General features: G+C 53.6%; 17 protein-coding genes. 8 read left to right on the top strand and 9 right to left on the bottom strand.

What is annotated here, in order from left to right:
• Positions 1-916: 916 nt before the first annotated feature.
• Together GO488_RS18630 and GO488_RS18635 are read left to right on the top strand one after the other, a co-directional pair.
• Complete coding sequence (locus tag GO488_RS18630) at positions 917-1939, top strand: hypothetical protein (RefSeq protein ID WP_162319353.1); 1023 nt, start codon at positions 917-919, stop codon at positions 1937-1939.
• Between the two features lie 6 nt (positions 1940-1945).
• Positions 1946-2842, top strand: coding sequence for a hypothetical protein (locus GO488_RS18635; protein WP_162319354.1), 897 nt, complete (start codon positions 1946-1948; stop codon positions 2840-2842).
• A gap of 85 nt (positions 2843-2927) precedes the next feature.
• Here GO488_RS18635 and GO488_RS20265 read toward each other — a convergent pair whose 3' ends face one another.
• The 3 genes from GO488_RS20265 to GO488_RS18650 form a co-directional block, all read right to left on the bottom strand.
• Complete coding sequence (locus GO488_RS20265) at positions 2928-3440, bottom strand: HNH endonuclease (protein ID WP_162319355.1); 513 nt, start codon at positions 3438-3440, stop codon at positions 2928-2930.
• A gap of 96 nt (positions 3441-3536) precedes the next feature.
• Positions 3537-4172, bottom strand: a complete 636-nt coding sequence (locus tag GO488_RS18645) for an IS6 family transposase (RefSeq protein ID WP_162319356.1) — start codon at positions 4170-4172, stop codon at positions 3537-3539.
• Positions 4173-4600: 428 nt separating this feature from the next.
• Positions 4601-5263 carry a hypothetical protein gene (locus GO488_RS18650; protein ID WP_162319357.1) on the bottom strand — a complete coding sequence of 221 codons (663 nt, stop codon included), beginning with the start codon at positions 5261-5263 and terminating at the stop codon, positions 4601-4603.
• A gap of 458 nt (positions 5264-5721) precedes the next feature.
• Between GO488_RS18650 and GO488_RS18655 the strand changes: the two genes are divergently transcribed.
• Together GO488_RS18655 and GO488_RS18660 are read left to right on the top strand one after the other, a co-directional pair.
• Positions 5722-8322 carry an AAA family ATPase gene (locus GO488_RS18655; protein ID WP_162319358.1) on the top strand — a complete coding sequence of 867 codons (2601 nt, stop codon included), beginning with the start codon at positions 5722-5724 and terminating at the stop codon, positions 8320-8322.
• Positions 8319-9674 (top strand): hypothetical protein, encoded by a 1356-nt coding sequence (locus GO488_RS18660; protein ID WP_162319359.1) that lies wholly within the window; start codon positions 8319-8321, stop codon positions 9672-9674. The genes GO488_RS18655 and GO488_RS18660 overlap by 4 nt, the downstream gene beginning before the upstream one ends.
• 110 nt (positions 9675-9784) lie before the next feature.
• On the opposite strand, the gene GO488_RS18665 is transcribed toward GO488_RS18660, so the two are convergent.
• On the bottom strand, positions 9785-10192 hold the full coding sequence (locus GO488_RS18665; protein ID WP_194242926.1) for a DUF7509 family protein: 408 nt from the start codon (positions 10190-10192) through the stop codon (positions 9785-9787).
• A 183-nt stretch (positions 10193-10375) separates the two neighbouring features.
• Here GO488_RS18665 and GO488_RS18670 point away from each other — a divergent pair, with 183 nt between their 5' ends.
• Positions 10376-10603, top strand: a complete 228-nt coding sequence (locus GO488_RS18670; RefSeq protein ID WP_162319360.1) for a winged helix-turn-helix domain-containing protein — start codon at positions 10376-10378, stop codon at positions 10601-10603.
• Here GO488_RS18670 and GO488_RS18675 read toward each other — a convergent pair.
• From GO488_RS18675 to GO488_RS18690, 5 genes are all read right to left on the bottom strand, one after another.
• The gene (locus GO488_RS18675; protein ID WP_162319289.1) at positions 10567-10899 is read right to left on the bottom strand and encodes a hypothetical protein; all 333 of its coding nucleotides are present in this window, start codon (positions 10897-10899) and stop codon (positions 10567-10569) included. The two genes, GO488_RS18670 and GO488_RS18675, sit on opposite strands and share 37 nt — an antisense overlap.
• 113 nt (positions 10900-11012) lie before the next feature.
• Entirely contained in the window at positions 11013-11576 is a 564-nt protein-coding gene (locus tag GO488_RS18680; protein ID WP_162319361.1) for an OsmC family protein, read from the bottom strand.
• 183 nt (positions 11577-11759) lie between these two features.
• A complete protein-coding gene (locus GO488_RS18685) occupies positions 11760-12347 on the bottom strand; it encodes a plastocyanin/azurin family copper-binding protein (protein ID WP_162319362.1) in 588 nt (195 codons plus the stop codon).
• A 573-nt stretch (positions 12348-12920) separates the two neighbouring features.
• Positions 12921-13355, bottom strand: a complete 435-nt coding sequence (locus tag GO488_RS20270; protein ID WP_164509664.1) for a toxin-antitoxin system TumE family protein — start codon at positions 13353-13355, stop codon at positions 12921-12923.
• An 8-nt stretch (positions 13356-13363) separates the two neighbouring features.
• Positions 13364-13897, bottom strand: coding sequence for a DUF7342 family protein (locus tag GO488_RS18690; protein WP_162319363.1), 534 nt, complete (start codon positions 13895-13897; stop codon positions 13364-13366).
• Between the two features lie 595 nt (positions 13898-14492).
• Here GO488_RS18690 and GO488_RS18695 point away from each other — a divergent pair.
• The 3 genes from GO488_RS18695 to GO488_RS18705 all read left to right on the top strand — a co-directional run bounded on the left by GO488_RS18695 (position 14493) and on the right by GO488_RS18705 (position 20454).
• Positions 14493-14948 carry an SRPBCC family protein gene (locus tag GO488_RS18695; protein WP_162319364.1) on the top strand — a complete coding sequence of 152 codons (456 nt, stop codon included), beginning with the start codon at positions 14493-14495 and terminating at the stop codon, positions 14946-14948.
• 450 nt (positions 14949-15398) lie between these two features.
• Positions 15399-16289, top strand: coding sequence for a helix-turn-helix transcriptional regulator (locus GO488_RS18700; protein ID WP_162319365.1), 891 nt, complete (start codon positions 15399-15401; stop codon positions 16287-16289).
• A gap of 313 nt (positions 16290-16602) precedes the next feature.
• The gene (locus GO488_RS18705) at positions 16603-20454 is read left to right on the top strand and encodes a VWA domain-containing protein (protein ID WP_162319366.1); all 3852 of its coding nucleotides are present in this window, start codon (positions 16603-16605) and stop codon (positions 20452-20454) included.
• Positions 20455-20471 lie beyond the last annotated feature (17 nt).

Genomic DNA, 20471 nt, shown 5'->3' on the forward strand with positions numbered 1-20471 from the left:
CACACTGTCGCTCGCATCTCACGCCATGTGCTACCTGCGACGATACCGTTTGTACCGACCACGTCACTACCTGTACTGAGTGCGGTGACGAGCTCTGTCACGAACATACGACCGGCTGTACGATGTGTGATCGCCCACACTGTGGGGACCATCTCGAAGATTGTGCTGCCTGTACTGACCCTCACTGTGCTGACCATCGTGAACGCTGTCAGGAGTGTGATTCGTGGTTCTGTGAGCAGCATCTCCAGGAGTGCAGTGATTGTGGCGACACTGTTTGTTCGGCTGATAGCCACCACTGTGCCAGCTGCGACGAGGTCACCTGTGAGACACACAGCGGTCAGTGCGCTCAGTGTGCGGAGACATTCTGTACTGAGCATTACACGGCCTGTAGCACGTGCGAGCAGCCGACCTGTCTCGAGCATGCACAGACATGCGTTGAGGGCGGTGGTCGTCACTGCAGTGACCACATGTCGTCGTGTGATGTCTGTACCGACGATTCCGACCAGGGTCGCCCCCTCTGTCCAGCCCATCGTCGGACATGTATTGTTGGCCAAGAGACGCTCTGCACAGAGCATTCACACTTCGGGCCGATCGCGGAACTAGCACTCTGTGCCGACCACCTTGTCGAATGCGATATGTGTCGACAGCGGGTCGCTGAAACCGAAATCACCGATGGCGAGTGCCAGACTTGCCAAAACCTCACAACAGCAGAAGAGCAAACGCGCGGACTAACAGCCAAACTCCCAGACGACTTCGAGTTCTCTAAGCCGGCGCTTAGTGTGAATAGTCAGTATATCGTTGCTTACGGGACGCAACTCTTCGGTTCGAACGAGATTGTGGTCGTTGAGCGCGAGAGTGGAAGGACAGTTGAGCGGTATGGCGTCGGTTGGATCGCCTGGCTTACAGGGGGGCGATTATGAGACCCGGTATACTACTTCCCTCCTGGTATCATACCGGAGATGTCAGGCAGACGGTCCACGCGGCGGCTGCCGCTGGGATAGAGACGGACGAAGTCGCATCTGTCCTGAGCGATGAGATATTCGATGATATTCCGTTACAACGCGTCAAATCGATCGTCGAAGCGATTCCGACAGATGATGACCAAGCACCGGACGTCGAAAATTCGCTCTCACAGGCTGCGACAACAGACGCGGCGGCACGGCCACCGTTGGCCAATCGATGTACAGTAACTGATCTCGAGTATCTCTCGGCGAGAGAAGCGGCCCGCATTGTCGGTCTCGTCCTCGAATTATTCGATGGGAACACTCTCAGACCACCAGCCACCGAATCCGTCGAAGCTGACCTTCTCTGGCGTCGACAGTACATGAATGTCGGGCTCAAGATTATCCCCCAACGGACGACTGTCGGTGTCGAGTCTATCGAGGCGCTCCGCAGCGGGCAACTTGTCCCGGACGATCTGCAGAGGCCGTCCGAACTTGCTATCGTCACGAGCGGCAGATTTGATGAGGAGATACTGGCTGAGGCTGCGAACAACGATATCCACTGTTTCGACGCTGGCCACGTCGAGGAGTGGCTACTGCGGGCACAGTTATCGCCGGACATCGTCGGGACCCTCCTCGAAAATGGGGAGAATCACGATGGCCCGCTCACGGATTTGGTCGACGTCCCACCGATCCCAGCGCCACGAACATCTACCGACCCTCTCGAAATTGAGCGAGCCTTCGATGTCGATAGCTACAACGTCGCGGCAGAGACGACCTCATCGGAACCACAGCCACAGGAATCGGGGACCACTTCGGCCCAATCTACGGGCGAGACGAGTGCTGCGCCCTCACAAACTGACGAAGCGGATCCAGAGACAGTAGCTGATCCACTAGCGGGCTCACAACCACCGCCTGGGAAGACAGGGACGCTGTACGCGGATCCCGATGAAGACGGAGAGTATACTGCGTTCGACGACTACCTTGATGACCTCTAACTACCAATGACTGCAAGCCTCGAGGAAGTATCCACGACCGTACCGATTACCGATGGCCAGTCCGTCTCGATCGAACCAGGGCAACCTTGGCCGTCTGCCTATCGCGGTTCGAAGTATAGCCTCGTTTCTGACGAGGACTATGACGACCCCGTCGTCAAATGGAAACAACGTGATCTCGCGATCTTCACGGACCCGCCCGACGGGCTTTGGCGTGCACTCGCGTTGCTGGGAAAAAGTGGTGGCTACGGGAGCTTTCGAGTCACTGCTGACAGCGAAATCATCACGAAAGTACCCGCTGATGAGTACAAACACGTTGAACAGGCGCCGGTAGATAGTGGCTGGATTCCAGTGTACGTCGGCCAACTTTCCGGGACGATCGATTTTGACGAAGTCGACTCCGACCCGTCCACGCCGAGCCGACAGCAAATTAACGTCTGGACTGGCTTTCCCTTCAACCATGGTGAACGATGGAGTGTCAGCCATGAAGGGACTCTGTTCTGGAAGTGGCGAGACTATCGGTTTGAGTCGACGTTCGACCACTCGGAACTCGTCGAGACCTATCAATCGTATCGTGGTACTGCTGGGCGACTCTATCTAACCGAATATGGGCACATCTGGGTGAACGTTCCAAAGAACGACATCGCGCCAGGAAAAGAGGGGGCGATTGGCACAGCAATCAAGGACTGGAAACGGGATGCTGAAGCCAGCGGTAATACCGCGACACTTCGGTTGGTAAACCGCCGGCTCGTTGCAACGAGTCGCGATGATGACCCGTCAACGGGTCACTTTCCGATCCATCTCGGTCATCTCCGGTCCTTCGATGACGGTCTGATTCCCAAACCGGTTGTCGACGATCCCTCCTACTATCAGGCTGTTTGTGAATACGAGCAAGTCTGGGAATGAGATGTCAGCAGGTATCCTTAGATAGGTGAGTGATTCTTCTGAAGAGAGTGTACTGATGAATTCCAGTTACAATAAGAGTGGGTATTCATTTAATAGAAAACATACCTTTATTTTCAGTGACTTTCATTTCAACACCACATTTTTGACATCTACCTGAACGACCGTGCTCACCCCATACAATCTGTGTCTCCCTATCGTAGCAATTCGTACAGAACGCGATGAACCAGCCGTGATCATATCTATGCATGGTAAAACATCGTTTGCAGAATGCATATAGCGGATTTTCTGTCGAAGTAGGAGTCCCAGCACAATCCTCGGTATGGCATGTGCGAGGCGTACGAGGAGTCACTGAGTTCGAGTTCACACGGTTTGCCTTTTCAGGAGCAGAAGCACCACTAACATGGATTGCATCATGGCAGCTTGCACAGAGTGTTTTTAAGTTCGACAATCTGTTCGACCCCCCATCCTTTAGCGGAACGATGTGGTGGACATGAAGGTCCTGGGAAGAACTTCGCCCACAATTTTGACACTGGTAATCGTCTCGTTGGAGAACAGTTTCCCTACGAGTTGTCCAATCGGTTGAACGCTCATTCCCCATACCAGTTCTGTAACAGTATTCTCATACTAATTTATTTATAAACCGGACAATAGGAAAGTCTGCTAAAATTAGTATACTCTGTTTAAACGGTCGTGTTTAGTTTGGAGCATTGTGCCAGCGAGCGAAGCTCTGTAACCACTTTTCAGCTGTTTCGGGTTCAACGTGGCTGAAGCAGTTCGAAAACGAGGAGGTTCGTCGCTTCAGCTCTCGAAAGATTCGTTCGACAGCGTTCCGATTTCCGTGGCGACGCATCTGAAATCGGAGTCCGGCTCGTTGAAGTGCTGTTTGGAGGTGTTGAGCGCCATCGACGAGAAACACGGCGGTTTCGACATCGTGTTTTTGCTGAAGTTCGCGAAGAAATATCTCGGTGAGGGCGGTCGTAGTGGTTGAAAACAATCGGACGTGAAGCAGTTGGTTCGTTTGCGGGTCAGCGGCGGCGTACAGCCAGAACTGCTCGTCGTTAATGCGAATCACTGTTTCGTCGAGCGCAATCTGATTCGGGGATCGTCCAGATTCTGGCTGTAGATCGGCTTTCTGCACCCAATCATGGATCGCTTTTTTCGACCGTTGGACACCCAACGAGTCGAGTAATCCGACGGTATTCGACAGTGACAGACCCGCAACGTGCGATTGAATACCAATCTTCATCGCCAGCTCGGGTGTCCGCTCGCGCTCCACAAAATCCAAATCAATCCAGTCTCTATTTCCGCTGAGGCGGCTGATTTCTGGCATAGGCACCAAGAAATCCGTCCGCCTCACTTTTCACGCTTAACTAAACACGACCGTTTAAACAGATCGAGGACATAACTGCTTTATCTGTATACGGTATACAGATATGTGATTCGTATCCGATTTATCAGAGAGACCTCTACAATGATGGGTGCGAATAGAAGATAATTGCAGTCTGGGGCTTCATTTTCTGCGAGGCCGTTTGAACTTCTCATTTAAAGATACGCTTCCTCGTGGTCCACTGAGTTCAACCGTTCATAGGTTCAGCCAGCCTTGTTGAAATCCTCAACCAGTGATGGGTTCCAGCAGTCGTGCTAAATGCAGAGCGTGTATCGGTCATCCCCGACCTGCCAAATAGTAATACGGTGGATCGCTCAGTACAGGTTATTTATCCATCGATCAAGGTAACGAATTTTCCCCGGAGAGCGTTTCTAGACTGGCAGACGTTCAAGGCCCTGTTTAGTCGAGACCTGCCGGAACTGTTGGACTATCCAGTCGTCGTCGGAACCAAATGATGGGACGGTTACTTCGGAGTCGCCGTTTACCGACTCAACAGTCGTTTCGAACCATTCGTTTGCTGGCTGGCGTGGCTGACGTATTGTGAAATCCACATTGCTCGGACGCCCGTCCGGAGCGTATACATAGCAGTGATCTATTCGTCGATAAGCACTCTGTAGTGTGATCTCATCTACGTCGGGTGACGAGGGTGATACATCCGGGACCAGAAGGGTCGTGATTGCCCGGTCGTTGATCGCTCGCAAGAGTTGCTCTGCAGTCGGTTCGACTGTGACATTCTTGTGGTCGGGGTAGATATCGAGCATCCGGTAATCCGCTGGGTTGCTGGCCGTCTGGAAGGTATAGTAGTCCGGATACTCGAAGAACTCTTCCTCGCGTGTTTCTCTGAGGTACTCGTAGAACGCAGTAACACAAGAGAGGACGAAGGTACCAGCACCGAGCCCCTCAGCCCCAGTACCCATCGCGACACCCACGCGTTCCGTCGACGTGATGCGTGGCATCACCGTTTCTCTGGAGACACGGTCGCCATCGGACTGATACTCGAAGGAGGGACTATCCAGGTCTTTGGTCGTATGCATCTGTTAGAACTGTATTGTGTCTGATCCTCAAAATAATTTGAGGGGCGTGTGCTCAATTGCTGAATAGGCAGTCCTAACTAACGGCTGTTGCATCAAGAAAGCTGTCGAACCAATAGGGTTTCAACAGAACTGTTCGGCCATAACTGTCGGTGATGCAGTCAGTGTATGTACTGAATTGGTTACGCGACTATGCCATTAACAATCTAAGAGAGTCAAGTGAAGTACCGAACGACACAAACGACAGTGACATAACTGCTAGGTGAATAAATATCGACAAATTTGGTAACGAAGGCCGACCCAGAGCTACTCCTTGAGCGATTTTCGAAACTCGAGAATATCGCGGCAGAGATCACCACCGAGCTGGACAATCTTGGCCATGGTGCGCTGCCCAACGCTGCAAAATTTGACTTGCTTTCCACATCACACCTTTTTTCCCGTGATACTGAGAGGCACAGATAGTGCCACAGAAATATGATTCGATAATTACCCTGCCCGGTGGTGTCGAAAAATACACAGAGACCCTTCATCGGATGCTCAAATTTGTCGACACCGAATCACCTACTCTCGAGGAATTTGCTGAGTGGGTCCTCGAGACCTTTTCGCAAATGTCGAGTCGGGACTCTGCAGAGGATAAAAGCCGCCTTCTTCGTCGAATGGGTGCTGTGACGGTAGATAACGAGGAGCGATTTCAGCTAACTGAGTTAGGCAACCAGTTGTTGAATCAGCCACCGCAGGAAAATAGAGAACTATACTTTGAGACTCTGACAGGCCGGTATATTGGTTTTAAAACTATATTACAGGCTTTGAAACAACAGCCGGCTTCAGTTGAGAAGCTACAGACTGTCCTCCATGCCGTCCACAACGAAAACTGGGGATCAATCTACCAAGCGGAACACCGAGTCAACTGGTTGCGGAGTCTTGGTATAGTTGAGAAAGACCAAGAGACTGTACAGCTCACACGATATGGTCAGGAGATTGCCGAAGAATATCCTTCACTAGATGTCAACATCGTTGACCTACCTGAATCTGCAATTCAGGCACCTACTAACGGGCCTGACCCACAATCGAATATCGACCTCGACGCATTCGAAGACGACGTTACTTACTACTGGGTGAACCAGAGTAATGCCGCCGAGCGTGAGGGCAGTTATCTCCGCTCGAGCGATACATACTATACCCGTGATCTAACGAAGCTAACCCCTGGTGACGTACTAATTCACTATTGGGACGGCGGAGTTCGAGCCTATTCGGTCGTCCAAAGCGAGGCATATGAAGTCTCGGGAGAAGAACTTGAAGGAGTAGACGATGAGGAAACGTACTGGTGTGTCGATATTGACCTCCACTCGCTTGAGCCAATTCGCGATATCGAAACGATTGCGCCTGTCCTCCGACGAGACGATATCAAGCAGGGTCGAGAAAAATACGCGATTAATGCGACTGGGGTTCAGTCGTGGTATCTCTGCAATCTCACTCCTGCTGCAGCCCAGTACCTACTTAGTACCTATCCTACTCAACCAGGTGATACGAGCCCAGACGGAGGTCGATACTTCTGGGTGACGGCTAACCCGGATATTTGGGCTCCCGAGAAAATAGCTGATTCCGACGGAGAGGAGGGTCAGGTCTTCTTTGAAGCGTTCAATTCTCAAGGGAATAAGCGGCGTATCTCCGAGGCGTTTGAGCGCGCTACTTCGGGTGACGAAGTTGTCTTCTACGAGTCGGCTCCAACTCAAGAAATCGTGGCCCTTGGAACAGTCGTGCAAGGGCTCCACGAAGAAGACGGGACAGTGGGTATGACAATTGCATATGACCGGGCAGTCAATGGCATCAATTGGAATGACCTGACTGCAGTCGACGATCTCGAGGATTCTGCGCCAATTCGACAGAATGCCCGTGGGAGTATCTTCGAACTCGAACAGAGTGAGTACGAGACGATTCTGGCACTCGAACCTGAGCCACCCGACCGAGAAGATATCGAGCAACTCCGTGAACGACTTACTCTTCCAAGTGTCTCTATCTCGATTCCCGATGGCTTGTATTTCGACGACGAGACACGGCTTACGAGAGAGATTGAAGTTGCACTTGAAGCTGGCAAACATATTATTTTCACAGGTCCACCAGGGACCGGCAAGACCAAACTCGCCACGCACGTCGCAACCCTCGCAGCCAGGTATGATGCTGTCGACGACTATCGATTTACAACTGCCACTGCTGATTGGACTGCCTTCGATACCATCGGAGGATATGTTCCCAATCGAGACACACACGGACAGGAACTACTGTTTGAACCCCGCCTTTTTCTCCAGTGTTTCCGAGATGCCACTGGTGTGAAAAATGAGTGGCTTGTTATTGACGAACTGAACCGAGCGGACATAGACAAAGCAATAGGGCAGTTATTCTCCGTGCTTTCCGGTGACTCGACCGAACTCCCGTACGAACGAGATGCTCCAATAGAGGTTAAATCACTGGCTGCCGATGCAGACGATGACGTCCTCGAGACGATCGTCTCGTCTCCAGATACATTCCCCGTGACGCCTGCCTGGCGACTGCTTGCGACAATGAACACCTATGACAAAGCGTCGCTATACGAACTTTCCTACGCGTTCATGCGCCGATTTGCATTCATTCACGTTGGCGTTCCTGTCCTCAAAGATGACGATGGCGAACTTCGGACCTCGTTGCTTGCCCCGTCTCCTGACGAGCCGAACTACGCATCGGCTTGGCTCGACCAGTCGCCTGGTTTGGAACGCCCACTATCGAAATGGAGTACGGAACTAACCGAGGTCTGGGATCGAGTCAATGAAGAGCGGGCAATCGGGCCAGCGATTGTTCATGATATGGTTCGATATATTGCTAACTACGACGGGCGGGCACAGCCCGAAGAAGCGTTTACCAGTGCTCTCGTGACCCATGTCTATCCACAGCTGGAAGGTCTCAGGCAAGAGAAACAGAGAACGATAATCGAAGGGCTTTGTAGCAGCGACGTACCCGTCGATACGGACCGTCTCTGGTATCAAGCTAGTGACTTCCTCGGGTTACCAGATACCCGAGATACGGAATGAGTGGTGGTTTTTCACGAGATGAACTTGCGGATGCAGTTCTTGCTGAGTTACTAACGTATCTCCAATCTGGAAGTCTCAATACAGATGTCATTACGGATGCGATCGTTCCTTCGGAGCTCGAGATAAGCGAGTGGGAGCGATTACAGCGAGTCCACTTCTGTCTCGCCCCACAGATTAGTGAGTTTTGTACGTCGATTTGGGACGATTTGCGGGGGATAAAAACGGTTACCGACAGAGAACGGAACAAAACTCGTGGCGCAGTTGAGGGACAAGTTGATTGGGGGCAGACGATTCAGACACGAGCTGAGACCGGGTTCAGTGACCGCTCTACGTTCGTCTGTTCGGCGCCAGTGTCGGAATACGATATTCCTGAAAATCGCGTTTTGAAGCGCCTTCTCTGGGAAGTCGAGCGAACTGTAGACACCCTTCGAGATGTCGATCAACCATGGCGATATGAACCGTGGAATGAGACTGACCTTGATCGCTTCCAGCGCCGCTATCGCCGTAATATCCATCTCAGTCGAATGCCTGACGGTGAAGCCTGTACGGTAACTGGTCGTGACTTTACGGCTGCTCGGCAAGCACGAACCGCGATGTATCGTACAGCTGCTCGCTGGCTTTCTGTGCTACAAAAGATGCGACGTGAGGAATACGCCGACCCAGACGTGCAGGCTGTTCTCTCTCACTCCCTTGTATTACCGGCTACAGATGCTCGGTTGCTGGAGCTATTTACCACGTTCAAACTGGTCAAAGCACTTCAAGAGATTGTTCCTGGTCTCACACTACAACCAATCGAGAGCGGTGACTCGCCTGTTGCTCGATTGGCTAATGACGAGACTGCTGTCTGGATAGATGTCTACCACGACCAAACCGGCACTCTGTCATTTCATGAACCACTGCCTGATGGGGTTGAATCATCGCTACCGGCTGATCCGGGCTATTTCCGAGACTATGTCGCATCCCAAACCGCATATAAGCGCGTCGCTGGCCGGATGAGTGATTCAAGTCCCCGTTTGGCACTGTATCGCGGTCGACCCGATATCGTCGTCGAGATTCGCACGAGTCAGGATAGTCAACCCACTGCCGTTCTCCTAGGCGAAGTCAAACAGACAACCCGTCAAGAGACGTTTCGTGAAGGGCTCAAAGAGCTAATCGAGTATTGGCATCACGGCCAGTCAGCGAATCGCCGCTTAGCATCCCCTGGCGAACCAGTTACGCTTGGATTTGTCACAACCAATGGTCTCGGGGCGCGACAGAGCGCCGGCCCCTGTTTCCATGTTGATGCTGCGGGGAGCTTTCAACAGGTTCTAGAGACGCTATTTGCACGAAGTATATTCCCCAGTATATCCTGATTTTCTGACTTGTGTATGTGAATAAAGGCTCTTCTGCCCCCACTGGTTTTGCATCCGCAGGCAGTTCGGCCGCGGTACTAAGTATCGATTGCCATTTTGAACTGTAATTTTTACGCCTCGAGGACCGAGCCGGTTTCGATGTTGACACCGAGGTTATTACCGATCCGCGGGACGATATAGATGACCGCGTTACTGGCGAGCGCGAATTCGATGCTCTGTGTCGCAGCGTCCATCTCTTTCAGAGAGATGTCGATATCAAGAGCCAGCGCATTGACGGCCGGATCAGTCCGGAGCCGGTCGCGGGCGTAGAGCAGGAGATCGAGTACTGCCTCCTGTTGGTCGAGATCCTCGTCCGAACCGACAAGCGCACCTAAATCGACTGTCTCTGGAATCGAACTCAGCATTTCACCGTCGTCGTTCTCAGCAGCGGTCTGCAGTGCGTCGAAGGTTTTGTATGGGACTATCAGATAGATGAGAAATCGCGAGTGGGCGAGTTCGCCGAGGAGACGGTCGTGCATGATAGCGACCGTTCTACCTATTAATAACCTACTTTTCTGCGACTGCTGAGTCGGCGCCCATGTATGGGTTTGTCTGCGTGACTAGCATGTATTGTCGAAACCGATCGTTCGTCCGCTGATCGAGATGATCTGGCCGGCCTCCTGCCGGAGCAGAGTCTGCTCTCGCTCGAAGCGTATCTGGATATGCAGCGAGCGATCGGGAACGAAACCCGGTTTCGGATTCTCTATTTTCTCACCGAACAGGGAGCACAGAGTGCGAAAGAGCTTGCACAGGAACTCGACCTTCCGTCGAACACGCTGCATTATCATCTTGAGTTACAAGCGATGCGCCCGTTCGGCGGTACCTGGGCTACATGCAATAGGGAGAGCGTGGGCTACTGTTCAATTCGCAGGACTCGACGAGGTGGATAGCTGACCGTGGCGCTCTCGTCAGCCTCGTCTCGGCACCGTACCCAACCACTCTCATCGATATTGATCAAATCGTACTCCTCGCTGGAGACCGAGCTATCGTCAGGATCGACGAGATATACGGTCCCTGCCTGTCCGGATTTGGAATTGACCCAGGAATCAAGCGACGTCTCGACCGATGGCGGCCCGCCGGTGGTTTGACTCACTGGCAGTCCGGCATCGTAGGCGATCACAGCTGTCAGCTCGTCCAGCTGCTCTTGGATCGTCGCTAGGTCGTCAGAATCATCAGTGGACGCCATACCAGTGTTACTGTCATGGGGACGCGTAGCTCTTTCTGTAGCTGGATCTGGTGAGGTACTGATAGTTCTCTATGAGTCACTAGCACAATCGACAGCTCACAAAAAACAACGAGTTATTCCGCGACGAGGCGGGTCTCGAGGGGAACCTCGTTCATGATTACGTCCATTAGCGGCGAGGTTGCTTCGACGCGCTCGCGGAGTTCCGAGAGTTCGTCCTCGCTTGCATCGGCGGTCACGTAGGTCGTGCAGGTAATCGACTCGTAGCCGGGGCGGACGTCCTCGGAGATACCGAGGAAGCCGCGGAGGTCGACGTCGCCGCTCATCTCGAATCGGAGCTCCTCGAGTTCGATGCCCATGTGTGCAGCGTTGGCCGCGTAGCCGACACTCAGACAGGACCCGAGTGCACCGAGGAGTAGCTCGACGGCGTTTGGCCCGGTGCGCTCGCCGAGAATCTGTTCGGGTTCGTCGCCCTGCAGCGTGAATTCCTGGGTGTGGATTGTCTCGCCCGCTTGGTCGAACTCGTCGATCGTCGTCACGGATTTGAGTGCGTCCTGCCACGTTGTTTCGGCCCGGAAAGTGAATCGTCCGACCTCGGAGTCGTCACTGATCGTTTCGACCGCACCTTCGAGTGCGGAAACGTCGACGCCGTTGACGCTTGTCGGTTCGGTGGTTGCCATCTGGGATCACCGCTACTAGGGACGACTGGTGATAGCATAATCACATATCTATGTCTACTGCCCTGTTTTGTACTGATATCTGCAGGATAATCGCTGCGTAGTCAGCCACAGTGGTCAGTACAAAGGGAAATCCTGCCCCGTACCGACAGGCAATGTGTTGAAGTCGATTGGCCGGCTGGGTAGTTATTCCTCGGTGACGATGACCGCGCCGCGCATCCCGAACTCGTTGTAGACTAGCTTCCCTTCGAAGTTCTCTACCTTTTCCGGTGCCCCGTGGGGCGTGCAGTAGTAGAGGTAGGTTCCCGGCTCCTCAAAGGTGTACGAGAAGTCGTCGTCGCCCGGGTAGCGGTATCCGCTATCGAATAGGCCGACGTCCAGTGACACCACGTCGTGGGGAATCGGGAGGAAAGCTTCGGGCCACGTCCAGACGACCTCTGTGCCAGGCGAGACCTTGATGGCCATGGGGGCGAACGCGACCGGCGCTTCTTCGAACGGAAAGTCCGGAATCTCGACGTTCGTCATTGCACCAGTCACTACTTCGACGGTGTCCTGCTCGGTCATATCGACGACACCATCAGCCCAGATCGGCGAGGGCTTGTACAGGGCTCGCTCGTTGAGGAAGGCGCCGATGCCGTTCCCGTTGCCGAAGTTGTTCCCCTTCCGTTCGGGCTTGGCTGCTGCACCGACGCCAACGGTCGAGAGGAAGGCGAGCGCCCCAGCGGTTTTCAAGACATTGCGGCGGCTGGTCGGACGAGAGTCTGGTGACTGCATAGGATTACGACCGCTTTGGTCGCTACTCATTAGTGGTCTTGTATGTAGATAAATACGTCTGTGACACCAGATAGCTCATCGTCGGTCTCAGTGTGGTCATGACGGCGGTGAGTGTAACGGTTGTGTACTGGCCGCTGACTTGGTGGTTGTGAGCGACAGTTCTCTGGAGGTTCTGGTGTCCGCTTGCCTCGTTCTGTCAGTACCGTCCTCACTAACTCACTCGTAACAGTGGATGGTCGGTGGTGCTCTCAGCGATAGCATGCGTATCTTTACCACACAGAAGGGCGTAGTTGCGACGTAGCCAGCAGTGCGACACCGGTTACCGGAGACACCAATGCCAAAGGCAGCATGTGCAGACTGTGGCCGTGAGTTTGCGTACGATACAGACCGAGAGACGCCGCGTGCACCGCTGCGGTTCTGTCAGTACTGTGGTGCTGAACTGCCACCACGAGAGGAGTGGTGACCAGCACTCGCGTTTGGAGTGCTCCTAATGCGTGCTCTCATGGTCTGAAATCGAGAGCGCGACACTCTCCCTTCTGGCGCGGACAACCACCCCACGCGAGACCGCGTCCCCTATTCGCTCCAGAGAGTCGTGATCCGGTCTTCGATCTCGTCGAGGACGAGCGCAACGACATCACGATGGTCGTCCGGCCACGATGCGTCTTCGCCAGGCGTCGGGGCGGTGGGTGGAGGATGGAAGTGGTCTCGGGTATTGTGCGGATTCGGGTGCCGGTCCCACCGGCACTCCCACGCGTGGTCCGAATGCTGCTCTCGATAGTGGAGTTTGCAGTCGTCGTTCGTGTACCAACGGACCGTCAGCTGCGCCTCGTCGACGGCTGCTGGGTAGTACGACGGGGCAAAGACGACGAGGAGTGCCAGATGGCCGCTGGCGTCCGTGACGGTCGCTCGGGAGACCTGCCTCGTCGCTTGGAGCCGTGACTGGAGGAACTTGAGGATGGGGCGATCGATTGGGGCAGGGCTCCCACCATCATCTGTCGGTGGCACCATCGAACGGGCTATCCGGACGCCTGTTCGCGCTCGCCATCCGTGAGTTGCTGGCGCGCGCGTTCGTAGCGGTCACGCTCCTCGCGGGCGGTCGCCCAGTCGCCGAGGTCGCTGTAGATGGCGTCGATGGTCCGCTCGTCGCTGTCCTCCGCAGCGGCGACGGCGTCGACTGCGGCTGGTGAAGCGGCGTCGTATGTCGTCTCGTACTCGGTGATGCGCGTCGTCAGCTCACGAACGTGATCCTGCAGGTCCTCGACGGACTGGTCGGCTGCGAGCTGGTTGATGCGTCGCCACTCAAAATACGCGTCATTCCGTTCGTAGGTGGCTGGATGGCCATCGTATCGAGTAACGATTCCCAACTCGTCGAACCAGCCAAGGTACTTCCGGGCGGTCTTGGGGTCACAGTCGGCGCTGTCGGCGATCGCGCTCGCCGTCGTCGGCTCTCGGGTCTGCAGGATGGTGCCGTAGATGCGTTGTTCGACGTCGTCGCCACTGAACGCATTCTCGAAGGGGGGCGGCCCATCGGCGGCGTCTGTCTCGGCCATATTCGGGATTGCAGGGTGAGAGATATAGTTCTTACTTCGGGGAATAGTTTCCTGATACAGGTGCAGCGGTCAGCACTGCGGCGAGCAGCAGAGTTTAGCAAGCCTACGATGCCTGTCTGCACCAGCTGCGCAACGGCGATCGGGTCGGCAACACCTCTCGTCTGCAGTGAAGTCTCGAACAGACATACACCTCGTTTTCAGTGAAAGCAGAAGACGACGATATCGTTTCGAGTTGGGCGAAGTACCAGCTCTAGACGCCTCATTGTCAGTGAAAGCGACACCTGAACTTCGTATAACCAAGTTCAGCAAGACCGGAAGCAAGAGTTACTGATAATAATGATCTGTATACAGTATACAGATACAAGATACAATCCACTGTCCTACGTCTGAGTCTGAAGACGGCGGAGACGAATTCGCTAGGACCAGTTGCAGGTGTTGACGCTGTCAACCGTTGGCAACTTCTCATGCTGACTCCTAGCGACTTGCAGATCGAGTGTCTGCCTTGCTACTTCGACTCGACTTACAAGGGCGCTTGTAGTGTCTCCCGGGGTGTACGCGCAGCTATTTAGCAGGAGATAGCTAATCTCGGTCTACGATGATACTAAGAGAGACAACGGAGCTGGAGGCGTCTCCGGACGAAGTGTACCGGTTTTTCGAGGAGATGGCGGACAACTACGAACGGTGGCATCCTGATCACATCACGTTCCGCTGGACAAAGAAAAATGGGCTACAGCACGGTGCAGAGGCCTATTTTGAAGAACGAATTGCAGGCAAGGTACAGAAAAAGACGGTGCGGTTCGTCGCGGTCACTCCTGATCACTATCTGGAATTCAAGCCGACAGCACTCCTGGTTGGGCTGCTCATGCCACACATCAGTTTCACGATCGACGTCAGCCCGGCGGGCTGTGAGCTCACCCAGCGCATCAAAGTCCGAACGGGACCGATCGGTGCTTGGCTCAACAAGAGCGAATTCGACGCCGTCCGAACACACATGCGCGAAGAAGGCGAGAATTTGAAATCCATACTCGAAACGGAGAGACGAGTTCCGTAGGGAAGAACCCGTAGTGATAACGCTGCACTATTATGTGCAACTAGACGATGGAAGCCTCGGGTGGTGGTGCGGAAACGACGGAAACGGGGGAAGTTCGATTAGTGCACCGGCAACACGCGAGAAGGACGAATTGTTCAGTAGTGCGATGATCGGCTGAAGGAAGCGAGTCTTGGGAGAGCGGTGATGGAAAAACACAGGTGGTTACTCGTGGACCCCGCCGTCTTTTTGCATATTACCAGGTTAGTGCCATGAGATTTCTGCGAACTTAATTGGAACACTACTACTAGCAACTAATAACGAAAGTAAGGCATCTAAGTATCGGTCTTCTCCAAAGTGTCAATCAGATTTTTATTTCTTGTCGGTTGTTAGCATAAGACGTGGGTCGAATCGACCAGATGACTAGGGACATCGAAAAGAGTTACGCTTCATTAACCATTGGCATGGTTAGCGGTGGAAAGAAGTCCCCCTGCAACTCTTCGAACAGAGGCATATCTGTTCAAGACAGCCATGGGGCCAAACAAGAATCAGATGAATGGGTTACTCATCAGGGTGGAGACAATGATCGACGCCGATAGCTTAGAAGAGATTGCATTCCTGAGCCGCTCACCAGTCAGAGTAGAGCTATTGCATCGAATTGAGCGAAAGCAGGCACCGACCTGTCGGGACCTTCGTGATGATATCGACGCCTCTCGAACGACGATCCAGCGGAATCTCAAAGCGCTCGTCGACAAAGGGTGGATTGAGAAGAGCGACAACGTGTACATCTGTACGTTCACAGGGAATCTTCTCTGCTCAGCTATAACGGAGTTAGCCGACTCCATTGAGACGCTGCACCGACTCGAACCTATACTTGAACACGTCTCCCGCTCAGATTTGGACCTCAACATCCAACAGTTACACAATGCGAAAATAACGGTCGCCACTCCAAGCAATCCCTATGCACCCGTGAACCGTCATGTTGAGGCACTGCAGACGGCACATGACTTTCGGCTCTCGACAGCTGTCGTTGGTCGAGATGCGTTTGAGCAGGTCTGGGAGCAGACCGTTCAAAACGGCTGTGACGGTGAGTTAGTTCTCACAAACGACGCGTTTGAAATCGTCCGGTCCGATTCGAGCTATGCAGATCTATACAGAGAACTGCTTGACGTAGACAATGTTGAGCTGTCTGTCTATGATGGCGATCTTCCCTACTATCTGGGTATTGTCGATGATATTGTCCAGGTCGGTGTTGAAGACGAAACCGGTGTTCCGAAGGCGCTCTTAGAGAGTGACTCACCGGCTGTCAGAGAATGGGCTATCGCAAAACACGAGACATATCGATGTGAGTCTGAGCCGATTTGAGGGCCTCTGCATCTTCTTGAGGTGGTACAAACCAGCGTAAGTATGGTAAATACGTCATGGAGACGATGCTGAAAGCAGATTTGAAACCGGTTGGAAGAACCGTTACCGCTGGGAGGAAAACTTGCGTTAGGTCCGACCCGGTTGTTCGTGCATCCCGTGCACATTGTACAATGGGCAAAATCTGTTCAGTAGGTAACATTACCTGGCTCCCGGAGCCATCTCCAGCAATGTTGTGTTGTCTGAACAACAAAAACGCGTGCATTGAGCAGCCGCATAGTAGCGAAGCTTCCCATATCCACTATAGAGACGTCCTATGACTGGGATTAGACGACAACTCGCCTCAGTCCTGTGGGTCGGACTTCTCATCGGTAGCTCAGTTGCAGTTGGGGCTGCAGCTATCAGTTCACCCGCTGCGGCAAATACGGAAGGGATGATTCTCGATGTCGACTTAGTTGATGTGCAGGATGCAGACGGTGATGGCAATATCTCCAACTTCAACGTCTCAATCGAAGCGGATACGCGGATCTCTGAAATACAGGGAGTAGGTCAGGGAGAGCCCTACTTCGAGATACAAATTGGGGACGAAACACGAACAACCGTCGTCGTTGACCGGAAGAACGGAACATTTCAATACGAATTCAACGGATCCGGTGTGGCAGCGACTGCTGGAGAGGTCTCGCTCAGTGTAGCGCTGATGGATTCAGAAATTAGTGGCGGTGCAACTGTAGACGAATTTACTGGGACGGTTTCCTATGAACCTGCAGTCGAAGACCTATCTGAGCGGCAGCTCGCTCGTCGAGGTATCGAATCACTCGTACCTACGTACAATGAGTACTCTGGAAAGGTATTCAACAAATCGTTCTGGGGAAGTAACTCTGAGCAGAATATTCAACGGGGCATTGACGCAGCGAACCCGATTCCAGAATCGAGTCGTGACATAGCCATCGAGGGACTCACTCGATACGCAGGTTCGAAGGCTGTGTCGACGTGGACAGCAATTCAGGCAGGAGTCTGGACAGGGATTGCATTCACCGAGTGGAAGATCGAACGTCTACTCGAGCTTCCGAACGACCGCGGAGAAGGGAGTTACAGAGAGTTCTCTACTCAGCTTACGAAGTTAGAAGAAAATACGGAGGCAATTAAACAGGCAGACACTCAGCACGAGCGAGAGCGACTCATCACTGACCGCGCAGAGTTGCTCCGTGACTTTTACTCGACGGAACAAGCATACAAGCGGAATATTCAGGCTTCTATCAATGACGATGAGGGTCTGGATTTAGACGGTGCGTTCTGGGACTTCTGGGAAGTAAACCAGAAGGATTACGACCTCTTTGTATCGGAATTTAGCGACCTGGAGAAACATTTGATCGCAGATTACTACTGGACACAGATGTATCTCAACCCCGGCGGAACTGAGTATACGAATCTCACGACAGCTGGGCCAGGAAATGAGCTACAAAACAGTACACCAAAGCCAGCTGTAATTGATGTCACACACCCAGAGTCAATTCGCGTGGGCGAGACAGCAGAAATATCGGTGGAAGCCACAAACAAGGGTGACGGAGCTCCGTATCAGACGATCGCTGTCTCGTTCCCGGACACCGAAAGCGCTGACAACATCAGAATTTCGGACTCAGGATTCAGTAACCCGAGCTACGCAACGGTCTTCCCAGCAGGAGATTCTCTGAACGGAAAGTATGGTACTGAAGCAAATATTACGAGTCAGTACCCGCTCGCCGAGGTCGGCGGGGCATGGGACAGCGGCGTTCGCCGAACATTTACTGTAGAAGCAACGCCAGCGGAGACTGGGACATACACGTTCTACGTGAAAACTGTTGCACAGGACGGTGCCTGGCACCGTGACCCGTCAATCAACGGGACCGATGTACAAGACCAGCAGCAAGAGTACGTTTACTCGTACACTATCAATGTCTCTGGCAACCAAACTACGTCTGGAGGGGGACAAAATGCCCAATCCGTAGTTACGGTTCGTCAGGTCTCCAGACCGGACTTCCCCGAGGTTACTGCTTATACGAGCGTAAAGGACGCTACTGGCGACCCAATAACGGGGCTCTCGGAAAGCGAGTTTGACGTACTGGAAGACGGTACCGATCAAACGATCCAATCCGTTGAGCCTGTCGAACGGACTGGTGGGCCCGGTGTCAGTGTCTCTCTCGTTCTTGACCGCAGCGGGAGCATGCAGGGTCAAAAGAGTCAAGACTCGAAAGTCGCCGCGAATCAGTTCGTCGACCAACTGGACACAGAGGACGAAGCACAAGTAATCGCGTTCGATACCAATGTGGAGTTCAAACAGCGGTGGACCAAAGACAAAGGCCGACTCTCCACCTCGATAGATTCGATCGCGGTCCGTGGCGATACTGCACTCTGGCAGGCCACAACAACTGGTATTGAACAAGCGGAGCCGAGAGTTGGTCGCTCTGCGGTAATCGTACTTACTGACGGAAAGAATAATCGCCCACCACAAAATGTCGACCGGGCCATCCAACGAGCACAACAAGCTGGCGTTCCGGTCTATACGATCGGTTTAGGCCCAGACGTCAGTGAGCGGAACCTCCGGCGACTTGCCGAAGAGACGGGTGGGAGCTATTACAAATCCCCGAGCAGTTCCGATCTGGCTGCGATTTACAACCAGATCCGACAGAGCCTGGTTGCGGAATATAAGCTCACGTACGAAACGACGAACCAAGCAACCGACGGCTCTACTCGAGACGTTGAGGTCGCCGTTGACGCCAACGGAAACCGTGGCTCGGATACTGGAACGTATGAAGCGCCATGCGCGCCGCTGCCAACCGCTGCGTATGATGTCTCACCTACGTCGCCAGCGGCCGGTGAGCAAGTAACATTCGATGGGAGTGCCAGTTCCCCTAACGGCGGGCAGTTGGTGAGCTACGAGTGGGACTTCGACAATGACGGTGTTGTCGATGCAACCGGAGAACGTGTCACAACTACGTACGCCAATACCGGGACCTACGAGGCGAAGCTCACGGTCAAGAAAACCTGTGGTGCAACTGACGTCAAAGTCGAGCAGATAGATGTCAGTGATGCGTCGTCTGGTCAGGAGTCAGTCACCACGCAAGGCGAGGAAATCTTCGAAGTGATTTCGACCTCTGCTGATGAAACTGTGACCTATCAATTTGTCGTCGAGGGGACGATTGCTGGCGCTGAAGCCGACGGCAACAGTGACGAACTCGGCATGGACGACGATCCATGGGGCGACTCCGTAACGGAACGAAATGGCGAGAAAGTAGTGACTGGTCGCACCGGGACGAACGAAGGCGATGTCTTCGAAATCGATGGCACGATTAAATCATTCGAGCGGGTTAAGGGCCGTTCAGGTCTCCGACTCGAACTCTCTAACAAGGATGTTACGGAGACGCTTGCTGGGGAGAGCGCAACAGGCGGGGCTTCCAGTAGCGGCCCTGGGGCGGGCGGGGAGAGTGAGCCATCGACGTTGGAAATCGTTTCGACCGATGAGGATGTTGAGTTCACCTACGAGATTACCGTTGATGGGACGGCAGAGCGAGCAGAGACGTCTGATGAGGTCTCCTCAATTGGTGAGGACAACGACCGGATCAGTAGTAACGGCGACGGGACGGTGACGATATCCGGCGAGACAGGCAATCTCCAGGGTGATGCATTCGAGATTACAGGGGAAATTGATTCGTTCAAAAAAATGAGCGGTGAATCCGGGGTCGAGCTCCGGCTCGATGGAACGGATGTGACCGATCAGTTCGTCTCCGAAGACGACACTGGGGCGAGTACAGGCTCGGATACCCAATCGGAGTTTGCGATCATCTCGACGGACCAGGACGCCGAACTCAGGTATGAATTCAGAGTCGATGGCGAGGTTGAGCGAGCGGAACTCTCCGACAGTGTGACTTCGATTGATGAAGACAACGATGCGATCACCGAAAATGGTGATGGGACGACCACAGTTACTGGTGAGACTGGGAATGGCGAAGGTGATGCATACACGGTAACTGGTGATATCATCTCATTCGAAAAGACTGATGGTGACTCTTCGTTCCGGCTTGAACTGGATGGTGAGGATGTCACTGACGAGCTTACTGTGGTTATGCCCGTCGACTCGATTGGTGTTGCGGATGTGGGTCCGGTTTTAAAGGTGCGAGTAGGAGACCGGTGAGGAGACTCTGGACTACA

Source organism: Haloarcula limicola, assembly GCF_010119205.1.
In the GTDB taxonomy this organism is placed as follows: Archaea; Halobacteriota; Halobacteria; order Halobacteriales; family Haloarculaceae; genus Haloarcula; species Haloarcula limicola.